This window comes from Methylobacterium marchantiae, from assembly GCF_042679825.1.
GTDB classification, from domain to species: Bacteria; Pseudomonadota; Alphaproteobacteria; order Rhizobiales; family Beijerinckiaceae; genus Methylobacterium; species Methylobacterium marchantiae.
In genome coordinates, this window is sequence record NZ_JBHTND010000003.1 from 130,675 (window position 1) to 150,485 (window position 19,811).

Below are 19,811 nucleotides of genomic sequence, written 5' to 3' on the forward strand. Positions count from 1 at the left end.
CTTAGACCGGCCGCGTCAGTCTCCGCGCCTCGATGAGGGGCGCGATATCTGGCGGGGCCGTGACGGCGAACGAAGAAACATTCCCGCCGAGGTGGCCAAGGGCTCCTTTGCGGCGAGAGGTTTGACCGATGCGCTTTGCACACTTCTTCGTCGATCGACCGATCTTCGCGTCGGTGACGTCGATCATCTTCCTGATCCTCGGCTACGTCTCCTACGAGTCGCTGCCGGTAGCGCAGTATCCCGAGATCGTGCCGCCCACGGTCGTGGTGCGCGCGTCCTATCCGGGCGCCAATGCCGAGACGGTGGCCGCGACGATCGCGACGCCCATCGAGCAGGAGGTGAACGGCGTCGACAACATGCTCTACATGACGTCGTTGTCGACCAACGACGGCAACATGCAGCTGACCGTCACCTTCAAGGTCGGCACCAACCTCGATATCGCGAACGTGCTGGTGCAGAACCGCCTGTCGGTGGCGCAGCCGCGCCTGCCGCCGGACGTGCGCAACCTCGGCGTGACCGTGCGCAAATCCTCGCCCGACCTGATGATGGTCGTGCACCTGCTGTCGCCGGACAACACCTACGACCAGAACTATCTCTCGAACTACATCTACCTGCGGATCCGTGACGAACTCCTGCGCCTCGACGGCGTTGGCGACATCACCGTGTTCGGCGGCAGCGAATACGCCCTGCGCATCTGGCTCGACCCGAACAAGCTCTCCGCCTACGGCTTGTCGACCACGGACGTGATCTCGGCGCTGCAGGAGCAGAACGTCCAGGTCGCCTCCGGTGCACTCGGCGCGCCGCCCGCCCCGAAGGACAACGCCTTCCAGCTCGTGGTCCAGTCGCAGGGCCGCTTCCAGACCCCCGACGAGTTCACGGAGGTCATCGTCAAGGCCAGTGACGGCCGCTTGGTGCGCATCAAGGACATCGCGCGCGTCGAGATGGGCCAGAAGGACTACACCACCCAGTCGTTCCTGAATTCGACCCCCGCGGTCGGCGTGGGCGTGTTCCAGCGTCCGGGGACCAACGCCCTCGAGGCCGCTACGCAGGTGCGGGCGACCATGGAGACGATCAAGAAGAACTTCCCGCCGGGGGTCCAATACCGGATCGCCTACAACCCGACGGAGTTCATCGAAGAATCGGTCCACGAGGTCTACAAGACCCTGTTCGAGGCCGTGGCCCTCGTGGTCGTCGTGGTGCTCGTCTTCCTGCAGAGCTGGCGCACGGCACTGATCCCGGTGATCGCGATCCCGGTCTCATTGATCGGCACCTTCGCGGCAATGGAGGCGTTCGGCTTCTCGATCAACAACCTCACCCTGTTCGGGCTCGTCCTCGCCATCGGCATCGTCGTCGACGACGCGATCGTCGTGGTGGAGAATGTCGAGCGCAACATGGCCGAGGGGCTGTCGCCTGGCGACGCTGCGCACAAGACCATGGATGAGGTCGGCGGCGCGGTGCTCGCCATCGCCCTCGTCCTGTCGGCGGTGTTCATCCCGACGGCCTTCATCCCCGGCATCTCGGGCCAGTTCTACAAGCAGTTCGCGCTCACCATCGCGGCCTCGACCATCATTTCGATGTTCAACTCGCTGACCCTGTCGCCGGCGCTCTGCAAGCTGCTGCTCAAGCCCCATCACGAGCACGCGAAGCCGAAGTTCTTCCTGACGCGGTTCGTTGCCTGGCTCGCCGACCTGTTCAACCGGGGCTTCGACAGGCTTTCGCACTGGTACGCCGCCACGATCGGCTTCCTGACCGGACGCATGATCGGCCTCCTCGGCATGATCGTGGTCTATGGAGTGATCATCGCCGGTACGCTGCACGTGGCCGCGACGACGCCCACCGGCTTCATTCCGCAGCAGGACCAGGGCTATCTCATCGGCGTGGTCCAGCTGCCGGCGGGCTCGGCGCTGGAGCGCACCACCGCCGTCGTGCGACGGGCCGCCGATATGGCCCTGAAGGTCGACGGCGTCGCCGATGCCGTCATCATCTCGGGCTTCGACGGCGCGACCTTCACCAACACCACCAACGGCGCGGTGATGTTCCTCGTCCTCAAAGGGGCGAAGGAGCGGGCCACGACCGGCAGGACGGCCGCCGCCATTACCGGCGACGTGTTCAAGGCCACGGCTTCGATCCAGGAGGCACGGGTTCTGTTCATCCCGCCGCCTCCGGTCCGTGGTCTCGGCACGGGCGGCGGCTTCAAGATGCAGATCGAGAGCCGCCAGAATTCGGCCATCGGCCCACTGCTGGCCGCGGCCAACGAAGTTCTCGGCCAGGCCAACCAGAGCAACGACGTCCAGCGCGTGTTCACGACCTTCGGCAACGACACACCGCAGCTCTTCATCGACATCGATCGCACGATGGCGCGGATGCTGAACGTGCCGCTGGCCTCGGTCTTCGCGACGCTGCAGACCAATCTCGGCGGCGCCTACGTCAACGACTTCAACACCTTCGGCCGCATTTACCAGGTCCGCGCTCAGGCCGATGCCAACTATCGTCTGGAGAAGAGTGACATCGAGCGGCTGAAGGTCCGTTCCTCGACCGGCGCGCTCGTGCCGATGGGAACGCTCGCGTCCATCCGCGAGATCACCGGCCCGCAGATCGTCCAACGGTTCAACCTGTTCTACTCGGTGCCAATCCAGGGCGACGCCAAGCCCGGCGTGTCGACAGGCCAAGCCCTCGACGCCATGGAGAAGATCGCCCAGTCCCTGCCCGAGGGGTACGCCTACGATTGGACCGAGATCGCCTTCCAGCAGAAGGCGACGGGCAACACCGCGATCTACGTGTTCGGTCTCGGCGTGCTCCTCGTCTTCCTGGTTCTGGCGGCACAGTACGAATCCTGGGCGCTTCCCTTGGCGATCATCCTCGTCGTTCCGACGGGTGTGCTCTCCGCTCTCGGTGCCGTGCAGTTCAGAGGGCAGGACAACAACATCCTGACCCAGATCGGACTGATCGTGCTCATCGGTCTGGCGGCCAAGAACGCGATCCTGATCGTTGAGTTCGCGCACCAACTGGAAGAGACGGAAAAGAAAGGGCCGGTCGCCGCCGCGGTGGAAGCCTGCCGCCTGCGCCTGCGCCCGATCCTGATGACGGCCTTCGCCTTCATCCTGGGTACCGTGCCCCTCGTCATCGCTACGGGCCCTGGCGCCGAAATGCGCCAAGCCCTGGGCACGGCCGTGTGCTTCGGCATGATCGGCGCGACCTTCTTCGGCCTGTTCCTCACCCCGGTCTTCTACGTGACGATCCGCAACATTCTGATCTGGGTCGCGCGCAAGCGCGGCAAGGATCCGCACGACACCACACCCGACAAGCACGATCCCCACGCGCCCCCTACCCATGCGTGACGAGACCGGCTCCGGCACACGAAGCGGCGTGCCGGAGCCGTTGAAAAGGGGTTGCGCGCGGGGGACCGTGAAGCTAAGACCCCTCAGCCCTTCACGGGGCGTCGGAGCGTAGCGCGACCCGGTCAGCGCCCTGGTCCAAGGACCGGGAACCGAGTGGTAATCTACGCGATCCGACATCATCGGGGCAGTTCTTGACGGAGTATAGCGCAGCCCGGTAGCGCACCTGTCTGGGGGACAGGGGGTCGCAGGTTCAAGTCCTGCTACTCCGACCAACAAAAACGCAGCGACGTCAGCCAAACGGCTGACTTTCCCTGCCCTGACGTCTGAGGCCGGGGTGCGCTGTCCCCGGCCTTTTTCGTTTCTGCCGTGACGGCGGGTTGCTTTGCTCGTCGACGTCGAGAAGCCCCGATCGGAGTACCGGCCCCTAGCGCCGAGACCCGGCTTTCGGGATAGTCGATGTCTGCGGGAACGTGGCTTCGGACGAGCGTCAGGTCAGGGCCGGCGTACCGAACGTAGCGCCGATAGTCTCTTCCCCACGCCAGACCACGCGGCAGACTTCCATGCCCTCCATGCAGGCCGAGTGCAGGATGAAGGTGTCAGGAACCAAAGCCGTTTCCGGGAGGGTGAGCCGAACCCCGGACGTCGAGATGTCGTAGACGATGCACGGAATCGTCGTGTGCTCGTCGATGGCGATGAGACCGGCCTCATCCTTACGCCGCCGTTCATCAATCCGACGCTCTAACATCGCGACCCCGTTGCCCTCGAAGTCGTGAGAATGGGTGGCGGCCTACCAAGGAATCACCTGTGCAATCCATCAAATATGATGGATCGGCGCTTTCTCCGGTTCGCTCAGCGCCTCAGAAGAAGATCGGCCGCGCGGTCGCGCTGTGTTCGGCCAGGGTCGCACCTGTCGCCGGGTCGACCTCCTTCAGCACGGCGTCATAGCCCCAAAGATCGGCCAGATGCTGCAGCACCCGCCGCGCATCGTCGGCCTGCAGGGTGATGCGGTTCAGCGCCTTGTGATGCACGATGAGCCGGCGATCGCCTTCGAGGTCCACATCGACGACCTCGATATCCGGATCGAGCCAGGCGACGTCGTATTGGCGGGCGAAGGAGCGGCGCATCTTGCGGTAGCCGCGCTCATCGTGGATCGCCTCCACCCGCAAATCCGCCTCATCGGGATCGTCGACCACGTGGAACAGGCGCATCTCGCGCATCAGCTTCGGCGACAGGAACTGCGCGATGAAGCTCTCGTCCCGATAGTTCGCCCAGATATCGCGCAGGGTCGCCATCGCGTCGCCGGTGCCCGCGATCTCGGGGAACCACTGACGATCCTCCTCCGTGGGTTGTTCCACGATGCGGGCGATGTCCTGCATCATGGCAAAGCCGATGGCGTAGGGGTTGTGCCCGCCATAGCCGCGTTCGTTGTAGTTCGGCTGGCGGATGACGTTGGTGTGGGACTGCAGGAATTCGAGATAGGCCGCCTCACCGATCAATCCCTTCTCGGAGAGGGAGTTCATGATCCGGTAGTGGCAATAGGTGGCGCAGCCCTCGTTCATCACCTTGGTCTGGCGCTGGGGATAAAAATACTGCGCCACGAGGCGGACGATCCGCAGGATCTCGCGTTGCCAGGGTCGGAGACGGGGAGCCGCTTTTTCGAGGAAGTAGAGCAGGTTCTCCTGCGGCAGTTCCAGTAATGCCTTGCGCCGCTCCAGAGCGGCGTCCGGCCGCGCACCGGCAGTCTTCTGCGGCAGCGTGCGCCAGAGGTCGTTGTAGATCTGCTCGCCATGCTCGGCCCGCTCACGTTCGCGGCGCTGCTCGGAGGCGAGATCGGGCCGCTTCTTGCGCGGGTATCGATGGACGCCCTGGCTCATCAGCGCATGGGCGGCATCGAGGACCTGTTCGACCGCGTGATGGCCATAGCGCTCCTCGCAGCGGGAGATGAAGCCCTTGGCGAAATCGAGGTAATCGAGAATGCCTTCGGCATCTGTCCATTGCTTGAACAGGTAATTGTTCTTGAAGAAGTGGTTGTGACCGAAAGCGGCATGCGCGATGACCAGAGTCTGCATCGTCGCCGTGTTCTCCTCCATGATGTAGGAGATGCACGGATCGGAATTGATGACGATCTCGTAAGCGAGACCCATCATGCCGCGGCGATAGCCGGCCTCGTGTTGGGCAAAATGCTTGCCGAACGACCAGTGCTTGTAAAACAGCGGCATGCCGATCGAGGCATAGGCGTCGAGCATCTGCTCGGCGGTGATGATCTCGATCTGGTTCGGGTACCAGGAAAGGCCGAGTTCCTCGCCGGCGATCTTCTCGCAGGCATCGTGGATGCGCCGAACCGTATCGAAATCCCAGTCGTTCCCCGTGAAGAGCGGCGTCACGCCGCCCGAGTCGGTCTTGGCCGTTGGGAAATGAAGGTTCGTGACCATAATCGTCCTTCTCTCCAAGCGGTCCGCGGCGACTTAGCCTCTGGCGGAATGGTCGGGGCGCGAGAGCTGTCTCGAGATTGGGGCAACCCGCTTGCCTCAAGCCTCCGCTTCGGCCCTGGCATTTTTGCGCCCGAACAATTCGCGGAACACCGGATAGATATCGCGGCGGTGGTTGACCTTACGCATGGCGATGGCACCTCCCGATTTGGCGAGGCCTTCATAGGTGCGCCACAGGGTCGTGCGGTGCTCGACGAACCCGGCGCGGGGGCCGTTCTCGTCCCCGACTTCGAGATAGGCGAAGTGCTGGCAGGAGGGCAGGATATGCGCCCGCAGGAGTTCCGTCGAGGTCGGGCCGTCGCTCGATACGTTGTCGCCGTCGGAGGCCTGCGCCGCGTAGATGTTCCAGTCGTTCGGATTGTAGCGCTCGGTGATGACGCGTTTCATCTCCACCAGAGCCGAGGAGACCAGCGTGCCGCCGGTCTCGCGGGACCCAAAGAACGTCTCCTCGTCCACCTCCGTGGCTTTATCGGTATGGCGGATGAAGACGATCTCTACGTGTCGGTAGCGCCGCGTCAGGAAGATGTGCAGCAGGATGTAGAAACGCTTGGCCAGATCTTTCATGTGCTCGGTCATCGAGCCCGAAACATCCATGAGGCAGAACATGACGGCCTGCGCGATCGGGCGTGGATAAGGCTCGAAGCGGCGGTAACGCAGATCGATCGGGTCGACATAGGGAATGCGCCGGGTGCGCTCGCGCAGAGCCTCCAGGGCGAGCTTCATGTCTGGGAGCAACGGGTCCGTGCCTTTTGCATCGGCGATCCGTGTCTCGAGTTCCGCGATCTCATCGGGCTTCGGTCGCTTCAACGCGATCCGGCGCGACATGGAATTCCGCAGAGTACGCGTAAGGGCGAGATTGGCTGGCGAGCCCGACACCGTGTAGCCGGCGCGGCGTAGGCCTTCCGTCTCCACCACCGAAAGCCGGCGCTTGGCGAGATCGGGCAATTCGAGGTCTTCGAGAAAGAGTTCGAGGAACTCGTCCCGCGTCAGCACGAAATGGAAGGCGTCCTCGCTGTTCTCCGAGCCTTCTCCACCCTGCCCCGAGCCCTTTCCCCCGCCCCCGCTCGGCGGACGCTCGATCCGGTCGCCCTCAACATAGGTCTTGTTGCCCGGGAGAATGTAATCGTGAAGTCCGGTGCCGGACTGGCGGCTGAAGCGGGGTTCTCGAACGCCGTCTCCGGGCACCGTGACCCGACCGTCCTTGCCGAGGTCCTTGATGTCTTTCTCTCGGGCGGATTCGCGCACGGCGCGCTGAGCCATGTCTTTGACCCGGCGCAGAAAGCGCTGGCGGTTCGGAAGGCTCTTGCCTCCTGGATTCAACCGACGGTCGACGATGTGCATCCGGTGTTTTCGCCCTCGCCTTCAAGACCTCTGCAGGTTCGGCGACCGTTGCCGGCGGAGCGTGTTACGCCCGCCGTCCCATCCCCGTCCCTGTAGGACATGCTGGCCGTCCTAGCCTGCCTGCTTCACCCTCATGTACCATTCCACAAGACGGCGAACCTGCCGCTCGGTGTAGCCTCGCGCCACCATACGGTCGACGAACTCACCGTGCTTCTTCTCGGTCTCGCCGTCCTTCTTGGAACCAAAGGAGATGACGGGCAGCAGTTCCTCCACCTGGCTGAACATGCGCCGCTCGATCACCTCGCGCAGCTTCTCGTAGGACGTCCAAGACGGGTTGCGGCCGCCGTGCTGGGCCCGTGAGCGGAGGGCGAACTTCACCACCTCGTTGCGGAAATCCTTCGGGTTGGCGATCCCGGCCGGCTTCTCGATCTTGGTGAGCTCCTGGTTCAGAAGTTCGCGGTTGAGGAGCTGACCGGTCTCGGAATCCTTGAAGTCCTGATCTTCGATCCACGCATCGGCATAGTCGATGTAACGATCGAACAGGTTCTGTCCGTAATCATGGTAGGATTCGAGATAGGCTTTCTGGATCTCGTGGCCGATGAATTCAGCGTAGCGCGGCGCGAGTTCGGTCTTGATGAACTCGATGTAGCGCTTCTCCGTCTCCGGCGGCAGCTGTTCGCGGCGCAGGGCCTGTTCCAGTACGTACATGAGGTGCACTGGATCGGCAGAGACTTCCGTGGTGTCGTGATTGAATGTCGCCGCCATCACCTTGAAGGCGAAGCGGGTCGATATGCCGTCCATGCCTTCGTCGACGCCGGCGGAGTCCTTGTACTCCTGCATCGAGCGGGCACGAGGATCGACCTCGCGCAGAGACTCGCCATCATAGACCCGCATCTTCGAGAAGGCGTTGGAATTGGCGTGTTCGCGCAGGCGCGACAGGACGGAGAACCGTGCCAGCATCTCCAGCGTGCCGGGGGCGCAGGCGGCTTCCGCCAGTTCCGAACCGGAGACCAGCTTCTCGTAAATCCGCTGCTCCTCCGTCACCCGAAGGCAGTACGGCACCTTGATGACGTAGATCCGGTCGATGAAGGCTTCGTTGTTCTTGTTGGTCTTGAATGTCTGCCACTCGGATTCGTTGGAGTGGGCGAGAATGATGCCGGTGAACGGGATCGCGCCGATATTCTCGGTACCGACGTAATTGCCCTCCTGCGTCGCGGTAAGCAGGGGGTGCAGCATCTTGATCGGCGCCTTGAACATCTCGACGAATTCGAGAACGCCCTGGTTCGCCCGGTTGAGGCCACCCGAATAGGAGTATGCATCCGGGTCGGCCTGCGACAGCGTTTCGAGCCGGCGGATGTCGACCTTGCCGACGAGGGAGGAGATGTCCTGATTGTTTTCGTCGCCCGGCTCGGTCTTGGCGATTCCGATCTGGCGCAGGCGCGACGGCCGGACCTTGATGACCTTGAACTGGGAGATGTCGCCGTTGAACTCGTCGAGCCGCTTCAGGGCCCAGGGGCTCATCAGGCCGGTGAGGCGGCGACGCGGGATGCCGTAGCGTTCCTGGATCTCCTCGCCCATCACCTCCGGGTCGAACAGGCCGAGAGGACTCTCGAATACCGGCGAGACCTCGTTGCCGGCCTTCAGGACGTAGATGGGATGGACCTCCATCAGAGCCTTGAGGCGCTCGGCCAGAGAGGACTTTCCGCCGCCGACCGGGCCGAGTAGGTAGAGGATCTGCTTGCGCTCTTCCAACCCCTGCGCCGCGTGGCGGAAGAACGAGACGATCCGCTCGATCGTCTCCTCCATGCCGTAGAATTCCGAGAAGGCGGGGTAGACCCGGATCGTCCGGTTCATGAAGACCCGGCCGAGGCGAGCGTCCCTGGCGGTGTCGACGAATTCAGGCTTGCCGATCGCGTCCAGGATGCGCTCGGCCGCGGTGGCGTACATCAAGGGTTCGTCGCGGCAGGCCTCGAGGAATTCGGAGAGGCTCATCTCCGTGTCGCGGCGAGCCTCGTAACCACGGGCAAAGCTCTGAAACAGGTCGTTCGTCGATGGCATTGGCATCCCGATCCCTTCACGACTGACGTAGCTTCATCCTGTCTCGCCTTGGATGCAACTGACAGGCCCAGTTTTGTCGCAGTGCGGTCGCGACAACAATTGAGCGTGGGAAGCATGCCACAGTACGCTGCCCGGCGGATCGGAACTGGACCGCCGGGCCTGTCGCGTCGGAGCGATCTCAGATGCGGTTCACAGGTCGGTCGAGCCCTTCTTCGTGTCGTCGCCCCCCTTCGTCGCCGAGCCGCCCACGGTGATGTTGATCGTCTGGGTAGTGGTCTTTCCATCGGCCTTCTTCACCTCGACCACGACCTCGTCGGTGCCGGTGAAGCCGTCCTTGCTCTGGTAGAATACGCCCGTCGCAGCGGTCTTCTTGTTCGGGCACTTGTGGCTCGAAGGAGTGGTGACGCTACCCGTCTTCGTGATGAGCGAGCCGTTTTTGGGTGACGTGCTGATGCGGATCTCGGGCATGGCGCCCGGCTTGCAATCGTCCTTCAGGTTCGAGGCGATGAGAATGCGGACGCTCTTTCCGGGCGCGGCGGTTTCGGTGCGGGTCGCGGTGTCCTGAGCCATGGCCGGGACGCCGGCGAGACCGAGAAACAGGCCGGCTGCGAGAATTGCGTTCGATTTGGCGGCGTACATCGGGCGGTCTCCGGTGATGCCTGGCGACCTTATGGGCTGACTTGCTGGCGGCCGCCGCGGCCTGCTGCATGTGGGAAGAGCAGAGCCTGCCGTCGAGGGCGGCAGCGGGTTTCCTTGGAAACCACACCGTCGCGGGACTCAACGCGCCTGAACAGAATTAAAGCCTTCGCCCTATCACGTCGTCATTCCGCCACGCGTCAGGATTCCGCAGCGATATCCGGCGGATTGCGCATTTCTCTCAGGGCGTCGCGGCACGCATAGAGATCATCCAGGACAGCTCTTAAGGCCAGTCGATCCGGATCCTGAAACTCGTCGCTGGCGGCATCGGACACCGCCTCGTCGTCGGTCTCGGATTCTGCCGCTTCCAGGTCTCGCAAGGTGGGGGCGGCCAGCTCGGCCTCGCCGCGTCCCACCGACTGGACGAAGCGGATTCCTTTCTCCTTCAGGACCCGCTGCGCACCCCTGATCGTGTAGCCCTGGTCGTGGAGCAGGCGCCGGACGCCCTTGATCAGATCGACGTCTTCCGGGCGGTAATAGCGTCGGCCGCCCGCTCGCTTCACCGGCCTGATCTGGCCGAACTTCGTTTCCCAGAATCGAAGGACGTGCTGCGGCACGTCGATTTCCTCTGCTACTTCGCTGATCGTGCGGAAGGCGCCGGGTCGCTTCTCGCCGGCGTCGCGGCTATCCATCAGACTTGGGACGCCGCGCATGAAGGGACTGTTCCCGCCGGAGGCCTTGTCGGCCGAAATCTTGTCTACCGGAACCTTGGCTGCCAGCGACATGGATCGCCTCAATCGTCGTCTTGTTCGACGACGCCGTTCACGCCGTTGATCCGAGCCTTCAGCACGTTGGACGGCTTGAATACCATGACCTGGCGCGGCTCGATCGCCACCTCGACACCGGTCTTGGGGTTGCGACCGACGCGTCGGCCTTTGCCCCGAACCACGAAGGAACCGAACGACGAGAGCTTCACCGTTTCACCCGAGGCGAGGCAGGTGCAGATTTCCGACAATACGGTCTCGACGAGAGCCGCCGACTCGGTCCGCGACAGGCCGACCTGTTGGTAGACGGCCTCGCTCAGATCGGCGCGTGTGACCGTCTTCCCTGCCATGCGTCAATCCCCGAGCGATTCGTATTTTCTAGCGTATCTGTATGATTGGACACGCTAATCTGCGTTCGCTCCGTGGTCAACCAGGCTCGGCGGTCGAACCTGGACAATACGCCGATGGCGGCGTCTCGAGCCTCACCAACGGATCAACGCCGCACCCCAGGTGAAGCCACCGCCGATGGCCTCGATCATGACGAGGTCCCGGCGCTTGATGCGTCCGTCCTTGCGGGCCGTGTCCAGGGCGAGCGGGATGGATGCGGCGGAGGTGTTGCCGTGCCGATCGACGGTGAGAACGACCTTGCTCCGATCGATGCCGAGCTTGTCGGCGGAGGCCTCGATGATACGACGGTTCGCCTGGTGCGGCACGAACCACGTCAGGTCGTCCGCGCTCGTCCCCGTCGCTGCGAACGCGTCGGCAATGACGTCCGTGACCGAGCCTACCGCGAAGCGAAACACGTCCTTGCCTTCCATGCGCAGGTGGCCGGTCGTCCCGGTCGAGCCCGGCCCGCCATCGACGTAGAGCTTGTCGCGGTGTTTCCCATCCGAACGGAGATGACTGGTGAGGACACCGCGATCTTCGCTCGTCCCCTCTCCTGCCTGGGCTTCCAGCACGATCGCCCCGGCGCCGTCGCCGAACAGGACGCAGGTCGTGCGGTCCTTCCAGTCGAGGATGCGCGAGAACGTCTCGGCGCCGACGACGAGGGCGCGCCGAACGCTTCCGGTCGTCAGGAACTTGTCGGCGGTGGCGACGCCGTAGACGAAGCCGGCGCAGACCGCCTGGATGTCGAAGGCGAAGCCCGCTCGGATTCCCAGTCCCGCCTGGATCTGCGTGGCGACCGACGGGAAGGTGTGGTCCGGAGTTGACGTGGCGCAGATGACGAGATCGATGTCGTCGGGGCCGAGCCCGGCATCCTCCAGGGCAGCCGCCGCCGCCTTGATCCCCAGGGTCGAGGTGGTCTCGCTGGCATCCGCGAGATGCCGCTGACGGATGCCCGTGCGCTGCACGATCCACTCGTCGGACGTGTCGACAGTCTTCGCCAACTCGTCATTGGTCACGAGGCGGGCCGGAAGGGCCGAGCCCGTGCCGACCACTACGGAGCGTATCACCGCCATGTCAGATCCGATCCCGCATCGACCACCTCATGCGGAGGCGGCCATGGGCGTGAGTTCGAGCATGTCGCGAATGGTCCGCATCAGGTCGTGCCGCGCCATGTCATGCGCAAGGTCGACCGCGGCCGCAAAACCATGGGCGTCTTCCGAGCCGTGGCTCTTGATGACGATCCCCTCAAGACCGAGAAAGACGCCGCCATTGGCCCGGCTGGGGTTCATCTTGTCGCGCAGTGCCTTGAAAGCCTGGCGGGCGAAGAAATAGCCGATCTTCGCCGACAGGGTTCGGCTCATGGCGGAGCGCAGATAGCTGCCGATCTGCTTGGCCGTCCCCTCCGCGGTCTTCAGGGCAATGTTGCCGGTGAAGCCTTCGGTGACCACCACGTCGACGGTTCCCTTGCCAAGGTCGTTGCCCTCGACGAACCCGTGATAGGCGAGGTTCGGCAATTCCGTCTCGCGCAGGCGGCGGGCGGCTTCCTTCACCGCCTCGTTGCCCTTCATCTCCTCGGTGCCGACATTGAGCAGGCCCACCGTCGGCTTGTCGAGATCGAAGACGATCCGGGCCATGGCGGCACCCATCAGGGCCATCTCAACGAGATGCTCGGCGTCGGTGCCGATGGTCGCTCCCACATCGAGGACGACGCTTTCCCCGCGTACGGTCGGCCAGAGACAGGCGATCGCCGGACGCTCGATGCCGGCAAGCGTTTTCAGACAGATTTTCGACATCGCCATGAGCGCGCCGGTATTGCCGGCCGAGACGGCCGCATCGGCCTCACCGTCCTTCACAGCCTGGATCGCCCGCCACATCGAGGATTTACCGCGACCGGAACGAACGGCCTGGCTCGGCTTCTCGTCCATGGAGATGGACACCGTGGTGTGCCGGATCTCGACAGCGCCAGTCAGGCGAGGCTCGGCCGCCACGAGAGGTCCGAGGATGGCCTCGTCCCCGAACATGAGGAACGTCATCTCGGGATGGCGCTCACGCGCTATGGCGGCGCCGGGCACCACGGTCGTCGGACCGTGATCGCCGCCCATGGCGTCGAGCGAGATGCACACTCTTTGAGGCATGTGGTTCGGCCGAAGGCCTCTTTCAGGACGGACAGACCCTTCCGAGCGAAGGGCAGACGGGATGCCCTTCGCTTGGAAGGGATGGAAGAGAGAAGGGGCCCCGCATCGACGGACCCGTCCTCGGCGCGGCGGAAAATAGCGTTTCGGGCCCGACGGGCAAACGAAATCTCAGCTTTTTCGGATTCGGCGTCGAAATCTCGAGCTTCGCTCCCGCAAAATCAGGGGGGTGATCCAGGCGTCATGCCTCGTCGCGCTTCAAGCTGCGGAGGATGGACAGAGGCGAATCCTTGTCTTCGACGACCGGCTCGAAGGCGATCCCTGGCTTGCGCGGATAGGGGTCGAGGCCGAGCGCCAGAAATTCGGCTGTGACTTGTCCCAGATCGATCGTGCCGTTGACGATGGGATCTGGGGCATCCGTCTCCTCGTCGACGACATCCTGCTTCTGCTCCGGCTGGTGATCGCTGAAGACGATCTCGACGGGCTCGGATACCTCCGCCTCGAACGGCTCGAGACTGACCGTGCAGACCTGCGTGACGGTCGCCGTCACCGTGCCCGTGATGACGAGGCGGGCGGGCGTGCCGCTCCAGTGCAATCGGCCGACGAGGTCGCGGATGGCAGGGATGCCGAAATCGGCTGCGAGTGCCGCCTCTTCCTCGGGCGTCGCGTCGATGACGATGCCGGCCCTGTCCCTCGGCAGGCGGTCGACCCGGAATGGCCGCGACAGCGGCCCGGCCGTCGACTTAGGCGTCATGTCGAATATCTCCCGATGGGATGAAGGTCAGCGGGGACGGAAAGTCCGGCCCCTGCGATACGATCCGGTCGAGGTCGCATGCACCAAGCGACACCGCGCTCGCAAGGACGTAGCGCGCGAGGCCGATACCCGCTTCCGGCATCTCGGTCCCGATGACGTTGCGGGCGAGAGACGCCTTGAGACCATCCTCGTCGCTGGCATCCAGGGCCGCGTCATAGCCCGCGGCGCGGCCATAGAAGGCGGCCCCGAGCTTCTTCATGCGCTTGGGCACGCCGAAATCGCCGACGCCGAGTTCGCGAAGCGACGAATCGAGCTGTAGGAACACCGCATTGACCAGATCCTGGGCGATATCACCGGCCGGCGGAGGAAGTTGGTTCATCCGGCGCAGGACCAGGATCACATGAAGGGACAGGCATTCGAAACGGCCCTCGACCGTGTCGGGAACCCCGAGATGCGTATAGAGGCCCGGCGCCCGCGAAGCCTCGTTGATCCGCAGATGCAACGCCTCGACGATGCTGGCTCGTGCGGAGCTTCGCCGAAAGAATCTGGCGATCATGCCGTCCACCGAGTGCGTGAGGGGTGTGGCCGAGCTTGCCTTGTCAAAACCATAACCTCGCGGTACGGCAACCGGCGGCCAAGGCGCAAGCTCCACCGACACGTCAAGGTGGGGATCTGTTCCGGGCTATCAAGTTCAAGCGTCGTGTTGTCTCAACGGATCAAGGGTGGCTGATGTCGCGCCGTTTCGTCTCGTCGATCAGCCGTCTCGCCGTCATCGGCCTCGTCGGTGTGGGAATCTCCGGCTGTATCGGTGAAGATCTCCGCCACGGATATCAGGTCGATCAGGCCGCCCTTGCCACTGTGAAACCGGGCATGAGCGCCGAACAGGTGCTGCAGATCCTCGGCACGCCCTCCACCGTCTCCACGGTGGGCAACAAGACCTGGTACTACATCACGCAGAATTCGCGCCGCACGGTGCTTTTCCTCGGCGAGCGCGTAGAAGACCAGAAGGTCACCACCATCTATTTCAATGCCGGCTTCAAGGTCGAGCGCGTGGCGCTCTACGGGTTGCAGGACGGCAAGGTGTTCGACTTCATCGAGCGCACGACCCCCACCAGCGGCGCCGACCGCGCTTTCCTGGGCCAGCTCTTCCGTGGCTTGACCAAGTATGAGCCGTTCGGCAGCGGCTCGGGCACGAGCATCGTGCCCGGTGCCAGGAATGGCCTGTAACTCCGCCTCCAGGGATCGAAAAAAAGCCGCGGCGCCCTCGAAAGGGCGCCGCGGCTTTTTTCATACCGCCTGCATATCTCGACCGAGTTTTCTAAGCCGCAGCCTTGCGGGCGATGGCGGCGAGTGCCTCGCGCGGATCGATGCGCCCGTCATAGAGCGCGCGACCGGTGATCGCGCCCGCCAGCATCTTGCAATCGGGTTCCAGCAGGCGATGGACGTCGTCGATCGAGGCGAGGCCACCGGAGGCGATCACCGGGATCGTCACGGCATGGGCGAGGCCGAGCGTCATCTCGATATTGAGCCCCTTGAGAATGCCATCGCGGGCGATGTCGGTGTAGATGATGGCCGCAACGCCGGCATCCTCGAACCGCCGCCCGAGTTCCTCGGCCGTCATGCTCGACGTCTTCGCCCAACCTTCGACCGCCACCCGGCCATCCTTGGCATCGATGCCGACGGCGATCTTGCCCGGATAGAGGCGTGCCGCCTCGCGCACGAAGGCCGGATCGCGCACGGCGGCGGTACCGATGATGACCCGGCTCACGCCCTTCTCGATCCAGGCCTCCACGGTCCGCATCTCACGGATGCCACCGCCGAGCTGAACTGGGAGATTGGTGCGGGCGAGGATGGCATCGACGGCGGAAGCGTTCATCGGGGCGCCGGCGAAGGCGCCGTCGAGATCGACCACGTGGAGCCAGGAGAACCCCTGCTCCTCGAACACGCCCGCCTGAGCGGCCGGATCGTCGCTGAAGACGATGGCCTGCGCCATGTCGCCCTGGACGAGGCGAACGCAACGCCCTTCCTTCAGATCGATCGCCGGAAACAGGATCACGGTGGATGTCGCCTTCTGAGTGTCGATGAGCGGATCGGTCGTCCCTAGGGACGCCAACGCAGGAAATTCGCGATCAGGGCCAAGCCGAGATGCTGGCTCTTCTCGGGATGGAATTGCGTGCCGGCGACGTTGTCCCTGGCCACGATGGCGGTGACGGGCCCGCCATACTCGCTCTCGGCGACGACATCCTCCCGGTTCATCGGGTCGAGGGCGAAGCTGTGCACGAAATAGGCATGCAATCCGTCGAGACCCGTGGGAATGCCGTCGAGGAGAGCGTGCTCACATTCGGGCCGAAGAGTGTTCCAGCCCATATGTGGGATCTTCAAATCCGGATCCGATGGACGGATCGGACCGACATCACCGGCGATCCAGCCCAGACCCGGTGTGGTCTCGTATTCGAGTCCGCGGCTGGCGAGAAGCTGCATGCCGACGCAGATGCCGAGAAACGGCCGACCTCGCCCATGCGCCGAATACGTCATCGCCTCGACCATGCCGGCGACGGAATCGAGCCCCTTGCGGCAATCGGCATAAGCCCCGACCCCTGGAAGCACCACGCGGTCGGCCGTCGACACCACCTCCGGATCGCTGGTCACGACGATACGGGTCGTGTCCAGGCCGGCTTCCCGTCCGGCCCGCTCGAAGGCCTTGGCCGCCGAGTGAAGGTTGCCCGACCCGTAATCGATGATCGCGACGGTCTCGGACATCATGAACGGCGGGGCTCTGCCAAGGGAAACAGCCCGATAGCCGTCTCGATCGGACGCCCTGTGACTGCGGGATACGGGTTCGGACCCGGCCGGATCGCGGCCGGCGTCGCAAGCCAGCGATTCACCGCCTTCATCTCGGCATCTTCGGTGGAATGAGCGACCACGGCGTCTCGCGCGGGCTGGCCGCGTCTCGCATAGGTCCAGCGGCGCAGGCTCGACGCCTCCAATCCCACCAGGAAGAGAAGCAATAGGGTGAGTGTCAGGCCCGCGAAGGTGGTCAGGCCGAGCAACCGACCGGTGAAGGCTGCGGCCACCAGAACGACCAACACGCCGAGTCCGGCGAGCCAGAGTCGATGGAAGAAGAACCACACCGGGCCGAAGACGAAAGCATGTAGCGAGAATCCGTCCGCGACCAGGATCGCCTTGTCGAGGCCGTGCGATTCCCCCGCGATTGCGTCGGATGCAAGATGAAACGTGTAGGTCCGCATGCGTCTTCCGCCTCTTCCCGCCCCGAAAGCCCCTATGGAGCCTAAAGCGACCCCTTCGTCGAGGGGACGCGTCCGTCCTCGCGCGGATCGACGGCGATGGCGTTCCGCAAGGCGCGGGCCAAACCCTTGAAGCAGCTTTCCGCGATATGATGAGCGTTGTCGCCGTACAAAGTCTCGACGTGCAACGTAATTCCGGCGTTCATCGCGAAAGCCTGGAACCATTCCCGCACGAGTTCCGTGTCGAACTGCCCGATCTTCTCCGCCTTGAACGTGGTCCGGAAGACGAGGAACGGCCGGCCGGAAATGTCGATGGAGACCCGCGTCAGCGCTTCGTCCATGGGCAAATGGATATCGGCGTAGCGGGTGATCCCCCGCTTGTCGCCGAGCGCTTGAGCGAAGGCTTGGCCGAGGGCGATGCCGGTATCCTCCACGGTGTGGTGGTGATCCACGTGGAGGTCGCCGGTGACCTTCGCCTCCACATCGAACAGCCCGTGCCGGGCGAACAGCTCCAGCATGTGATCGAAGAAGCCGACCCCGGTGGAGATCGTCGCCTTGCCGGTCCCATCGAGGCCGATGGAGACGTTGACGTCGGTCTCCGCCGTGCGGCGGCTGATGCTCGCGGCGCGCATCGCTGATGGTTCGCTCATGGTTCGAATGACATGTCGAGATCCGGAAGACGGGAGCATCGATCCGGATGGGTAATCGAGACCGATGCTCTAGAGGAAAACGCCTTCCTCTGGAAAGGCCCCGTGGCCGAATGCTTGCCCGGCTCAGCCTCCGAGGACGCGACCGGCCACGGCATCGAGCTTCGCGAGCAGTTCGGGATCGCGATGCGACGGGGCCGTCATGATCGCGCCGTCGAGGGCGCGGTGGGAACCGGCGGGGCATTCCTCGCGCTCGGTCGGGAAATCGCGGGCGATCCGCGACACGAGGCGTGCGGCCTTGTCGGCATTCGCGCGAGCGACGGCGACCACAGAGGCGACGTCGACATCGTCGTGTCCGGGATGCCAGCAATCGAAATCGGTGACCATGGCGATGGTGGCGAAGGTGATCTCAGCCTCGCGGGCGAGCTTGGCCTCGGGCATGTTGGTCATGCCGATCACGTCGTAGCCGAGGCCCTTGTACGTGCGCGATTCGGCGAAGGACGAGAATTGCGGGCCTTCCATGCAGACATAGGTGCCGCCGCGATGGATCGGCAGGCCTTCGGCTGCGGCGGCCGCGGCGATGCGGGCCTGGAGGGCCGGACCGACAGGATGAGCGAACGGCACATGTGCGACGCAGCCATTGCCGAAGAAGGAGGTTTGACGGCCATGGGTGCGGTCCACGAACTGGTCGACGAGGACGAACAGGCCGGGATGCAGCTCGCTCCTGAACGAGCCGCAGGCCGAGATCGACACGAGATCGGTGACGCCGGCCCGCTTCATGGCGTCGATATTGGCGCGGTAGTTGATGCCGGACGGGGACAGCCGGTGACCGCGGCCGTGGCGCGCCAGAAACACCACCTTGGTCTCGCCGATCCGGCCGATCCGCAGGGAATCCGATGGCTCTCCCCAGGGAGACTCGATCGCTTCCTCGCGAATGTCTTCCAGGCCCGGTAGGTCGTAGACACCGGATCCGCCCATCACGCCGAGCACTGCTGCGGTCATGCCGAATCTCCTGTCGCATTCTCGCGGCCGCGCCTGACGGCCCGCTGGTTTGAAAACGAAAACGGGCCCGCACAGCGAGCCCGTTCGTTAACAAGCGCCTTTAAGGGGCTCAGCTGGTCTTGTGAAGCTCGGGCTGCATGCCGTGTGCCTCGCCGCCCACATCCGCCCAGACCTTCTTCTTCACGTAGTAGAGCAGGCCCGACAGGATGAGGAGGAACAGGATCACCCGGAAGCCCAGCGCCTTGCGCGCCTCCATATGTGGCTCGGCGGCCCAGGACATGAACGCCGCCACGTCGTGGGAATACTGCTCGACAGTCTCGGGAACGACGGGATTGCCGTCGGCACCCTTGGCATAGCTCACCTGACCATCGCTCAGGGGCTTGGCCATCGCGATGAGATGGCCGGGATAGTACTTGTTGTAGTTGGTGCCGGCCGGGACATCCATTCCCTTCGGGGCGTCCTCGTAGCCGTTCAGGAGCGCGTGGATATAGTCCACGCCCTGCTCCGAATAGCCGATGAAGGGCATCGCATCGAAGATGAAGTTCGGGAAGCCGCGCTCATAGGTGCGGGCCTTGGCCAGAACCGAAAAGTCCGGCGGAGCCTTGCCGCCATTGGCCGCCGCAGCGGCCTTCTCATTCGGGAAGGGAGCCGGGAAGGCGTCGGCCGGGCGGCCGGGCCGCTCGAACATGTCCCCGGAATCGTTGGGGCCGTCCTTGACCTTGTACTCGGCGGCCAGCGCTTTGACCTGAGGAGCCGAAAAGCCCGGGCCACCCTTCTCTGCGAGGTTGCGGAACTTCACCAAGTTCATGCTGTGGCAGTTCGAGCAGACCTCACGATAGACTTGGAAGCCGCGCTGGAGTTGAGCCTCGTCGAACTTGCCGAAGATCCCGGCAAAGCTCCATTTTTCGCGGGGCGGATTGGGCGTCGAATGCCCATCCTCGGCGAGGACCGGGCTCGTGCCGATGATCGCCGCGAGCATCGTGGCGGCGAGGATGCGTGAGGTGTTCATGGTGTTCAC

At 64.0% G+C, this 19,811-nt stretch carries 19 protein-coding genes and 1 tRNA gene; 3 read left to right on the forward strand and 17 right to left on the reverse strand.

Annotation, left to right across the window (positions count from 1 at the left end):
- Window positions 1-128 precede the first annotated feature (128 nt).
- Window positions 129-3,338 carry an efflux RND transporter permease subunit gene (locus tag ACFQ4G_RS03450; protein ID WP_238203505.1) on the forward strand — a complete coding sequence of 1,070 codons (3,210 nt, stop codon included), beginning with the start codon at window positions 129-131 and terminating at the stop codon, window positions 3,336-3,338.
- Between the two features lie 195 nt (window positions 3,339-3,533).
- Window positions 3,534-3,610 (forward strand) — tRNA-Pro (locus ACFQ4G_RS03455).
- A gap of 215 nt (window positions 3,611-3,825) precedes the next feature.
- Here ACFQ4G_RS03455 and ACFQ4G_RS03460 read toward each other — a convergent pair.
- The 11 genes from ACFQ4G_RS03460 to ACFQ4G_RS03510 form a co-directional block, all read right to left on the reverse strand.
- The gene (locus tag ACFQ4G_RS03460) at window positions 3,826-4,083 is read right to left on the reverse strand and encodes a PilZ domain-containing protein (protein ID WP_238203503.1); all 258 of its coding nucleotides are present in this window, start codon (window positions 4,081-4,083) and stop codon (window positions 3,826-3,828) included.
- Between the two features lie 112 nt (window positions 4,084-4,195).
- On the reverse strand, window positions 4,196-5,770 hold the full coding sequence (locus ACFQ4G_RS03465) for a SpoVR family protein (RefSeq protein ID WP_238203501.1): 1,575 nt from the start codon (window positions 5,768-5,770) through the stop codon (window positions 4,196-4,198).
- A gap of 96 nt (window positions 5,771-5,866) precedes the next feature.
- On the reverse strand, window positions 5,867-7,168 hold the full coding sequence (locus ACFQ4G_RS03470) for a YeaH/YhbH family protein (RefSeq protein WP_238203499.1): 1,302 nt from the start codon (window positions 7,166-7,168) through the stop codon (window positions 5,867-5,869).
- Between the two features lie 111 nt (window positions 7,169-7,279).
- Window positions 7,280-9,232 (reverse strand): PrkA family serine protein kinase, encoded by a 1,953-nt coding sequence (locus ACFQ4G_RS03475; protein WP_238203492.1) that lies wholly within the window; start codon window positions 9,230-9,232, stop codon window positions 7,280-7,282.
- Window positions 9,233-9,415: 183 nt separating this feature from the next.
- Complete coding sequence (locus ACFQ4G_RS03480; RefSeq protein ID WP_238203490.1) at window positions 9,416-9,865, reverse strand: 4-aminobutyrate aminotransferase; 450 nt, start codon at window positions 9,863-9,865, stop codon at window positions 9,416-9,418.
- Between the two features lie 197 nt (window positions 9,866-10,062).
- Window positions 10,063-10,575 (reverse strand): MerR family transcriptional regulator, encoded by a 513-nt coding sequence (locus ACFQ4G_RS03485; protein WP_238203709.1) that lies wholly within the window; start codon window positions 10,573-10,575, stop codon window positions 10,063-10,065.
- An 80-nt stretch (window positions 10,576-10,655) separates the two neighbouring features.
- A complete protein-coding gene (locus tag ACFQ4G_RS03490) occupies window positions 10,656-10,976 on the reverse strand; it encodes an integration host factor subunit alpha (protein WP_238203467.1) in 321 nt (106 codons plus the stop codon).
- Window positions 10,977-11,108: 132 nt separating this feature from the next.
- Window positions 11,109-12,086 carry a beta-ketoacyl-ACP synthase III gene (locus ACFQ4G_RS03495; protein ID WP_238203465.1) on the reverse strand — a complete coding sequence of 326 codons (978 nt, stop codon included), beginning with the start codon at window positions 12,084-12,086 and terminating at the stop codon, window positions 11,109-11,111.
- A 27-nt stretch (window positions 12,087-12,113) separates the two neighbouring features.
- The gene (gene plsX / locus ACFQ4G_RS03500) at window positions 12,114-13,148 is read right to left on the reverse strand and encodes a phosphate acyltransferase PlsX (RefSeq protein ID WP_238203464.1); all 1,035 of its coding nucleotides are present in this window, start codon (window positions 13,146-13,148) and stop codon (window positions 12,114-12,116) included.
- 238 nt (window positions 13,149-13,386) lie between these two features.
- A complete protein-coding gene (locus ACFQ4G_RS03505) occupies window positions 13,387-13,899 on the reverse strand; it encodes a YceD family protein (RefSeq protein ID WP_238203462.1) in 513 nt (170 codons plus the stop codon).
- Window positions 13,889-14,455: a ubiquinol-cytochrome C chaperone family protein gene (locus ACFQ4G_RS03510; protein ID WP_238203461.1), complete on the reverse strand. Its 567-nt coding sequence runs from the start codon at window positions 14,453-14,455 to the stop codon at window positions 13,889-13,891. The genes ACFQ4G_RS03505 and ACFQ4G_RS03510 overlap by 11 nt, the downstream gene beginning before the upstream one ends.
- 173 nt (window positions 14,456-14,628) lie before the next feature.
- On the opposite strand from ACFQ4G_RS03510, the gene ACFQ4G_RS03515 reads away from it, so the two are divergent.
- Complete coding sequence (locus ACFQ4G_RS03515; protein ID WP_238203459.1) at window positions 14,629-15,126, forward strand: outer membrane protein assembly factor BamE; 498 nt, start codon at window positions 14,629-14,631, stop codon at window positions 15,124-15,126.
- A gap of 91 nt (window positions 15,127-15,217) precedes the next feature.
- Here the strand turns inward: ACFQ4G_RS03515 and hisA are convergent, their stop codons facing one another.
- From hisA to ACFQ4G_RS03545, 6 genes are all read right to left on the reverse strand, one after another.
- Window positions 15,218-15,955, reverse strand: a complete 738-nt coding sequence (hisA, locus tag ACFQ4G_RS03520; RefSeq protein ID WP_238203707.1) for a 1-(5-phosphoribosyl)-5-[(5-phosphoribosylamino)methylideneamino]imidazole-4-carboxamide isomerase — start codon at window positions 15,953-15,955, stop codon at window positions 15,218-15,220.
- A gap of 44 nt (window positions 15,956-15,999) precedes the next feature.
- The gene (gene hisH / locus ACFQ4G_RS03525) at window positions 16,000-16,662 is read right to left on the reverse strand and encodes an imidazole glycerol phosphate synthase subunit HisH (protein ID WP_238203457.1); all 663 of its coding nucleotides are present in this window, start codon (window positions 16,660-16,662) and stop codon (window positions 16,000-16,002) included.
- Window positions 16,659-17,147, reverse strand: a complete 489-nt coding sequence (locus ACFQ4G_RS03530; RefSeq protein WP_238203455.1) for a DUF2628 domain-containing protein — start codon at window positions 17,145-17,147, stop codon at window positions 16,659-16,661. The genes hisH and ACFQ4G_RS03530 overlap by 4 nt, the downstream gene beginning before the upstream one ends.
- A gap of 41 nt (window positions 17,148-17,188) precedes the next feature.
- Window positions 17,189-17,776, reverse strand: a complete 588-nt coding sequence (gene hisB, locus ACFQ4G_RS03535) for an imidazoleglycerol-phosphate dehydratase HisB (protein ID WP_238203705.1) — start codon at window positions 17,774-17,776, stop codon at window positions 17,189-17,191.
- A gap of 141 nt (window positions 17,777-17,917) precedes the next feature.
- On the reverse strand, window positions 17,918-18,793 hold the full coding sequence (locus ACFQ4G_RS03540) for an S-methyl-5'-thioadenosine phosphorylase (RefSeq protein WP_238203454.1): 876 nt from the start codon (window positions 18,791-18,793) through the stop codon (window positions 17,918-17,920).
- Between the two features lie 109 nt (window positions 18,794-18,902).
- The gene (locus ACFQ4G_RS03545) at window positions 18,903-19,802 is read right to left on the reverse strand and encodes a cytochrome c1 (protein WP_238203452.1); all 900 of its coding nucleotides are present in this window, start codon (window positions 19,800-19,802) and stop codon (window positions 18,903-18,905) included.
- Window positions 19,803-19,811 lie beyond the last annotated feature (9 nt).

What these genes read in the sequence shown, in the direction of transcription:
- ACFQ4G_RS03485 (WP_238203709.1), bottom strand. Translation starts at nt 10,575, where the DNA reads ATGCGCGGCGTCCCAAGTCTGATGGATAGCCGCGACGCCGGCGAGAAG.
- ACFQ4G_RS03490 (WP_238203467.1), bottom strand. Translation starts at nt 10,976, where the DNA reads ATGGCAGGGAAGACGGTCACACGCGCCGATCTGAGCGAGGCCGTCTAC.
- ACFQ4G_RS03465 (WP_238203501.1), bottom strand. Translation starts at nt 5,770, where the DNA reads ATGGTCACGAACCTTCATTTCCCAACGGCCAAGACCGACTCGGGCGGC.
- ACFQ4G_RS03470 (WP_238203499.1), bottom strand. Translation starts at nt 7,168, where the DNA reads ATGCACATCGTCGACCGTCGGTTGAATCCAGGAGGCAAGAGCCTTCCG.
- ACFQ4G_RS03505 (WP_238203462.1), bottom strand. Translation starts at nt 13,899, where the DNA reads ATGACGCCTAAGTCGACGGCCGGGCCGCTGTCGCGGCCATTCCGGGTC.
- ACFQ4G_RS03475 (WP_238203492.1), bottom strand. Translation starts at nt 9,232, where the DNA reads ATGCCAATGCCATCGACGAACGACCTGTTTCAGAGCTTTGCCCGTGGT.
- ACFQ4G_RS03510 (WP_238203461.1), bottom strand. Translation starts at nt 14,455, where the DNA reads ATGATCGCCAGATTCTTTCGGCGAAGCTCCGCACGAGCCAGCATCGTC.
- ACFQ4G_RS03480 (WP_238203490.1), bottom strand. Translation starts at nt 9,865, where the DNA reads ATGTACGCCGCCAAATCGAACGCAATTCTCGCAGCCGGCCTGTTTCTC.
- ACFQ4G_RS03450 (WP_238203505.1), top strand. Translation starts at nt 129, where the DNA reads ATGCGCTTTGCACACTTCTTCGTCGATCGACCGATCTTCGCGTCGGTG.
- ACFQ4G_RS03460 (WP_238203503.1), bottom strand. Translation starts at nt 4,083, where the DNA reads ATGTTAGAGCGTCGGATTGATGAACGGCGGCGTAAGGATGAGGCCGGT.
- ACFQ4G_RS03540 (WP_238203454.1), bottom strand. Translation starts at nt 18,793, where the DNA reads ATGACCGCAGCAGTGCTCGGCGTGATGGGCGGATCCGGTGTCTACGAC.
- ACFQ4G_RS03545 (WP_238203452.1), bottom strand. Translation starts at nt 19,802, where the DNA reads ATGAACACCTCACGCATCCTCGCCGCCACGATGCTCGCGGCGATCATC.
- ACFQ4G_RS03515 (WP_238203459.1), top strand. Translation starts at nt 14,629, where the DNA reads ATGTCGCGCCGTTTCGTCTCGTCGATCAGCCGTCTCGCCGTCATCGGC.
- ACFQ4G_RS03530 (WP_238203455.1), bottom strand. Translation starts at nt 17,147, where the DNA reads ATGCGGACCTACACGTTTCATCTTGCATCCGACGCAATCGCGGGGGAA.
- ACFQ4G_RS03495 (WP_238203465.1), bottom strand. Translation starts at nt 12,086, where the DNA reads ATGGCGGTGATACGCTCCGTAGTGGTCGGCACGGGCTCGGCCCTTCCG.
- hisH (WP_238203457.1), bottom strand. Translation starts at nt 16,662, where the DNA reads ATGATGTCCGAGACCGTCGCGATCATCGATTACGGGTCGGGCAACCTT.
- hisB (WP_238203705.1), bottom strand. Translation starts at nt 17,776, where the DNA reads ATGCGCGCCGCGAGCATCAGCCGCCGCACGGCGGAGACCGACGTCAAC.
- plsX (WP_238203464.1), bottom strand. Translation starts at nt 13,148, where the DNA reads ATGCCTCAAAGAGTGTGCATCTCGCTCGACGCCATGGGCGGCGATCAC.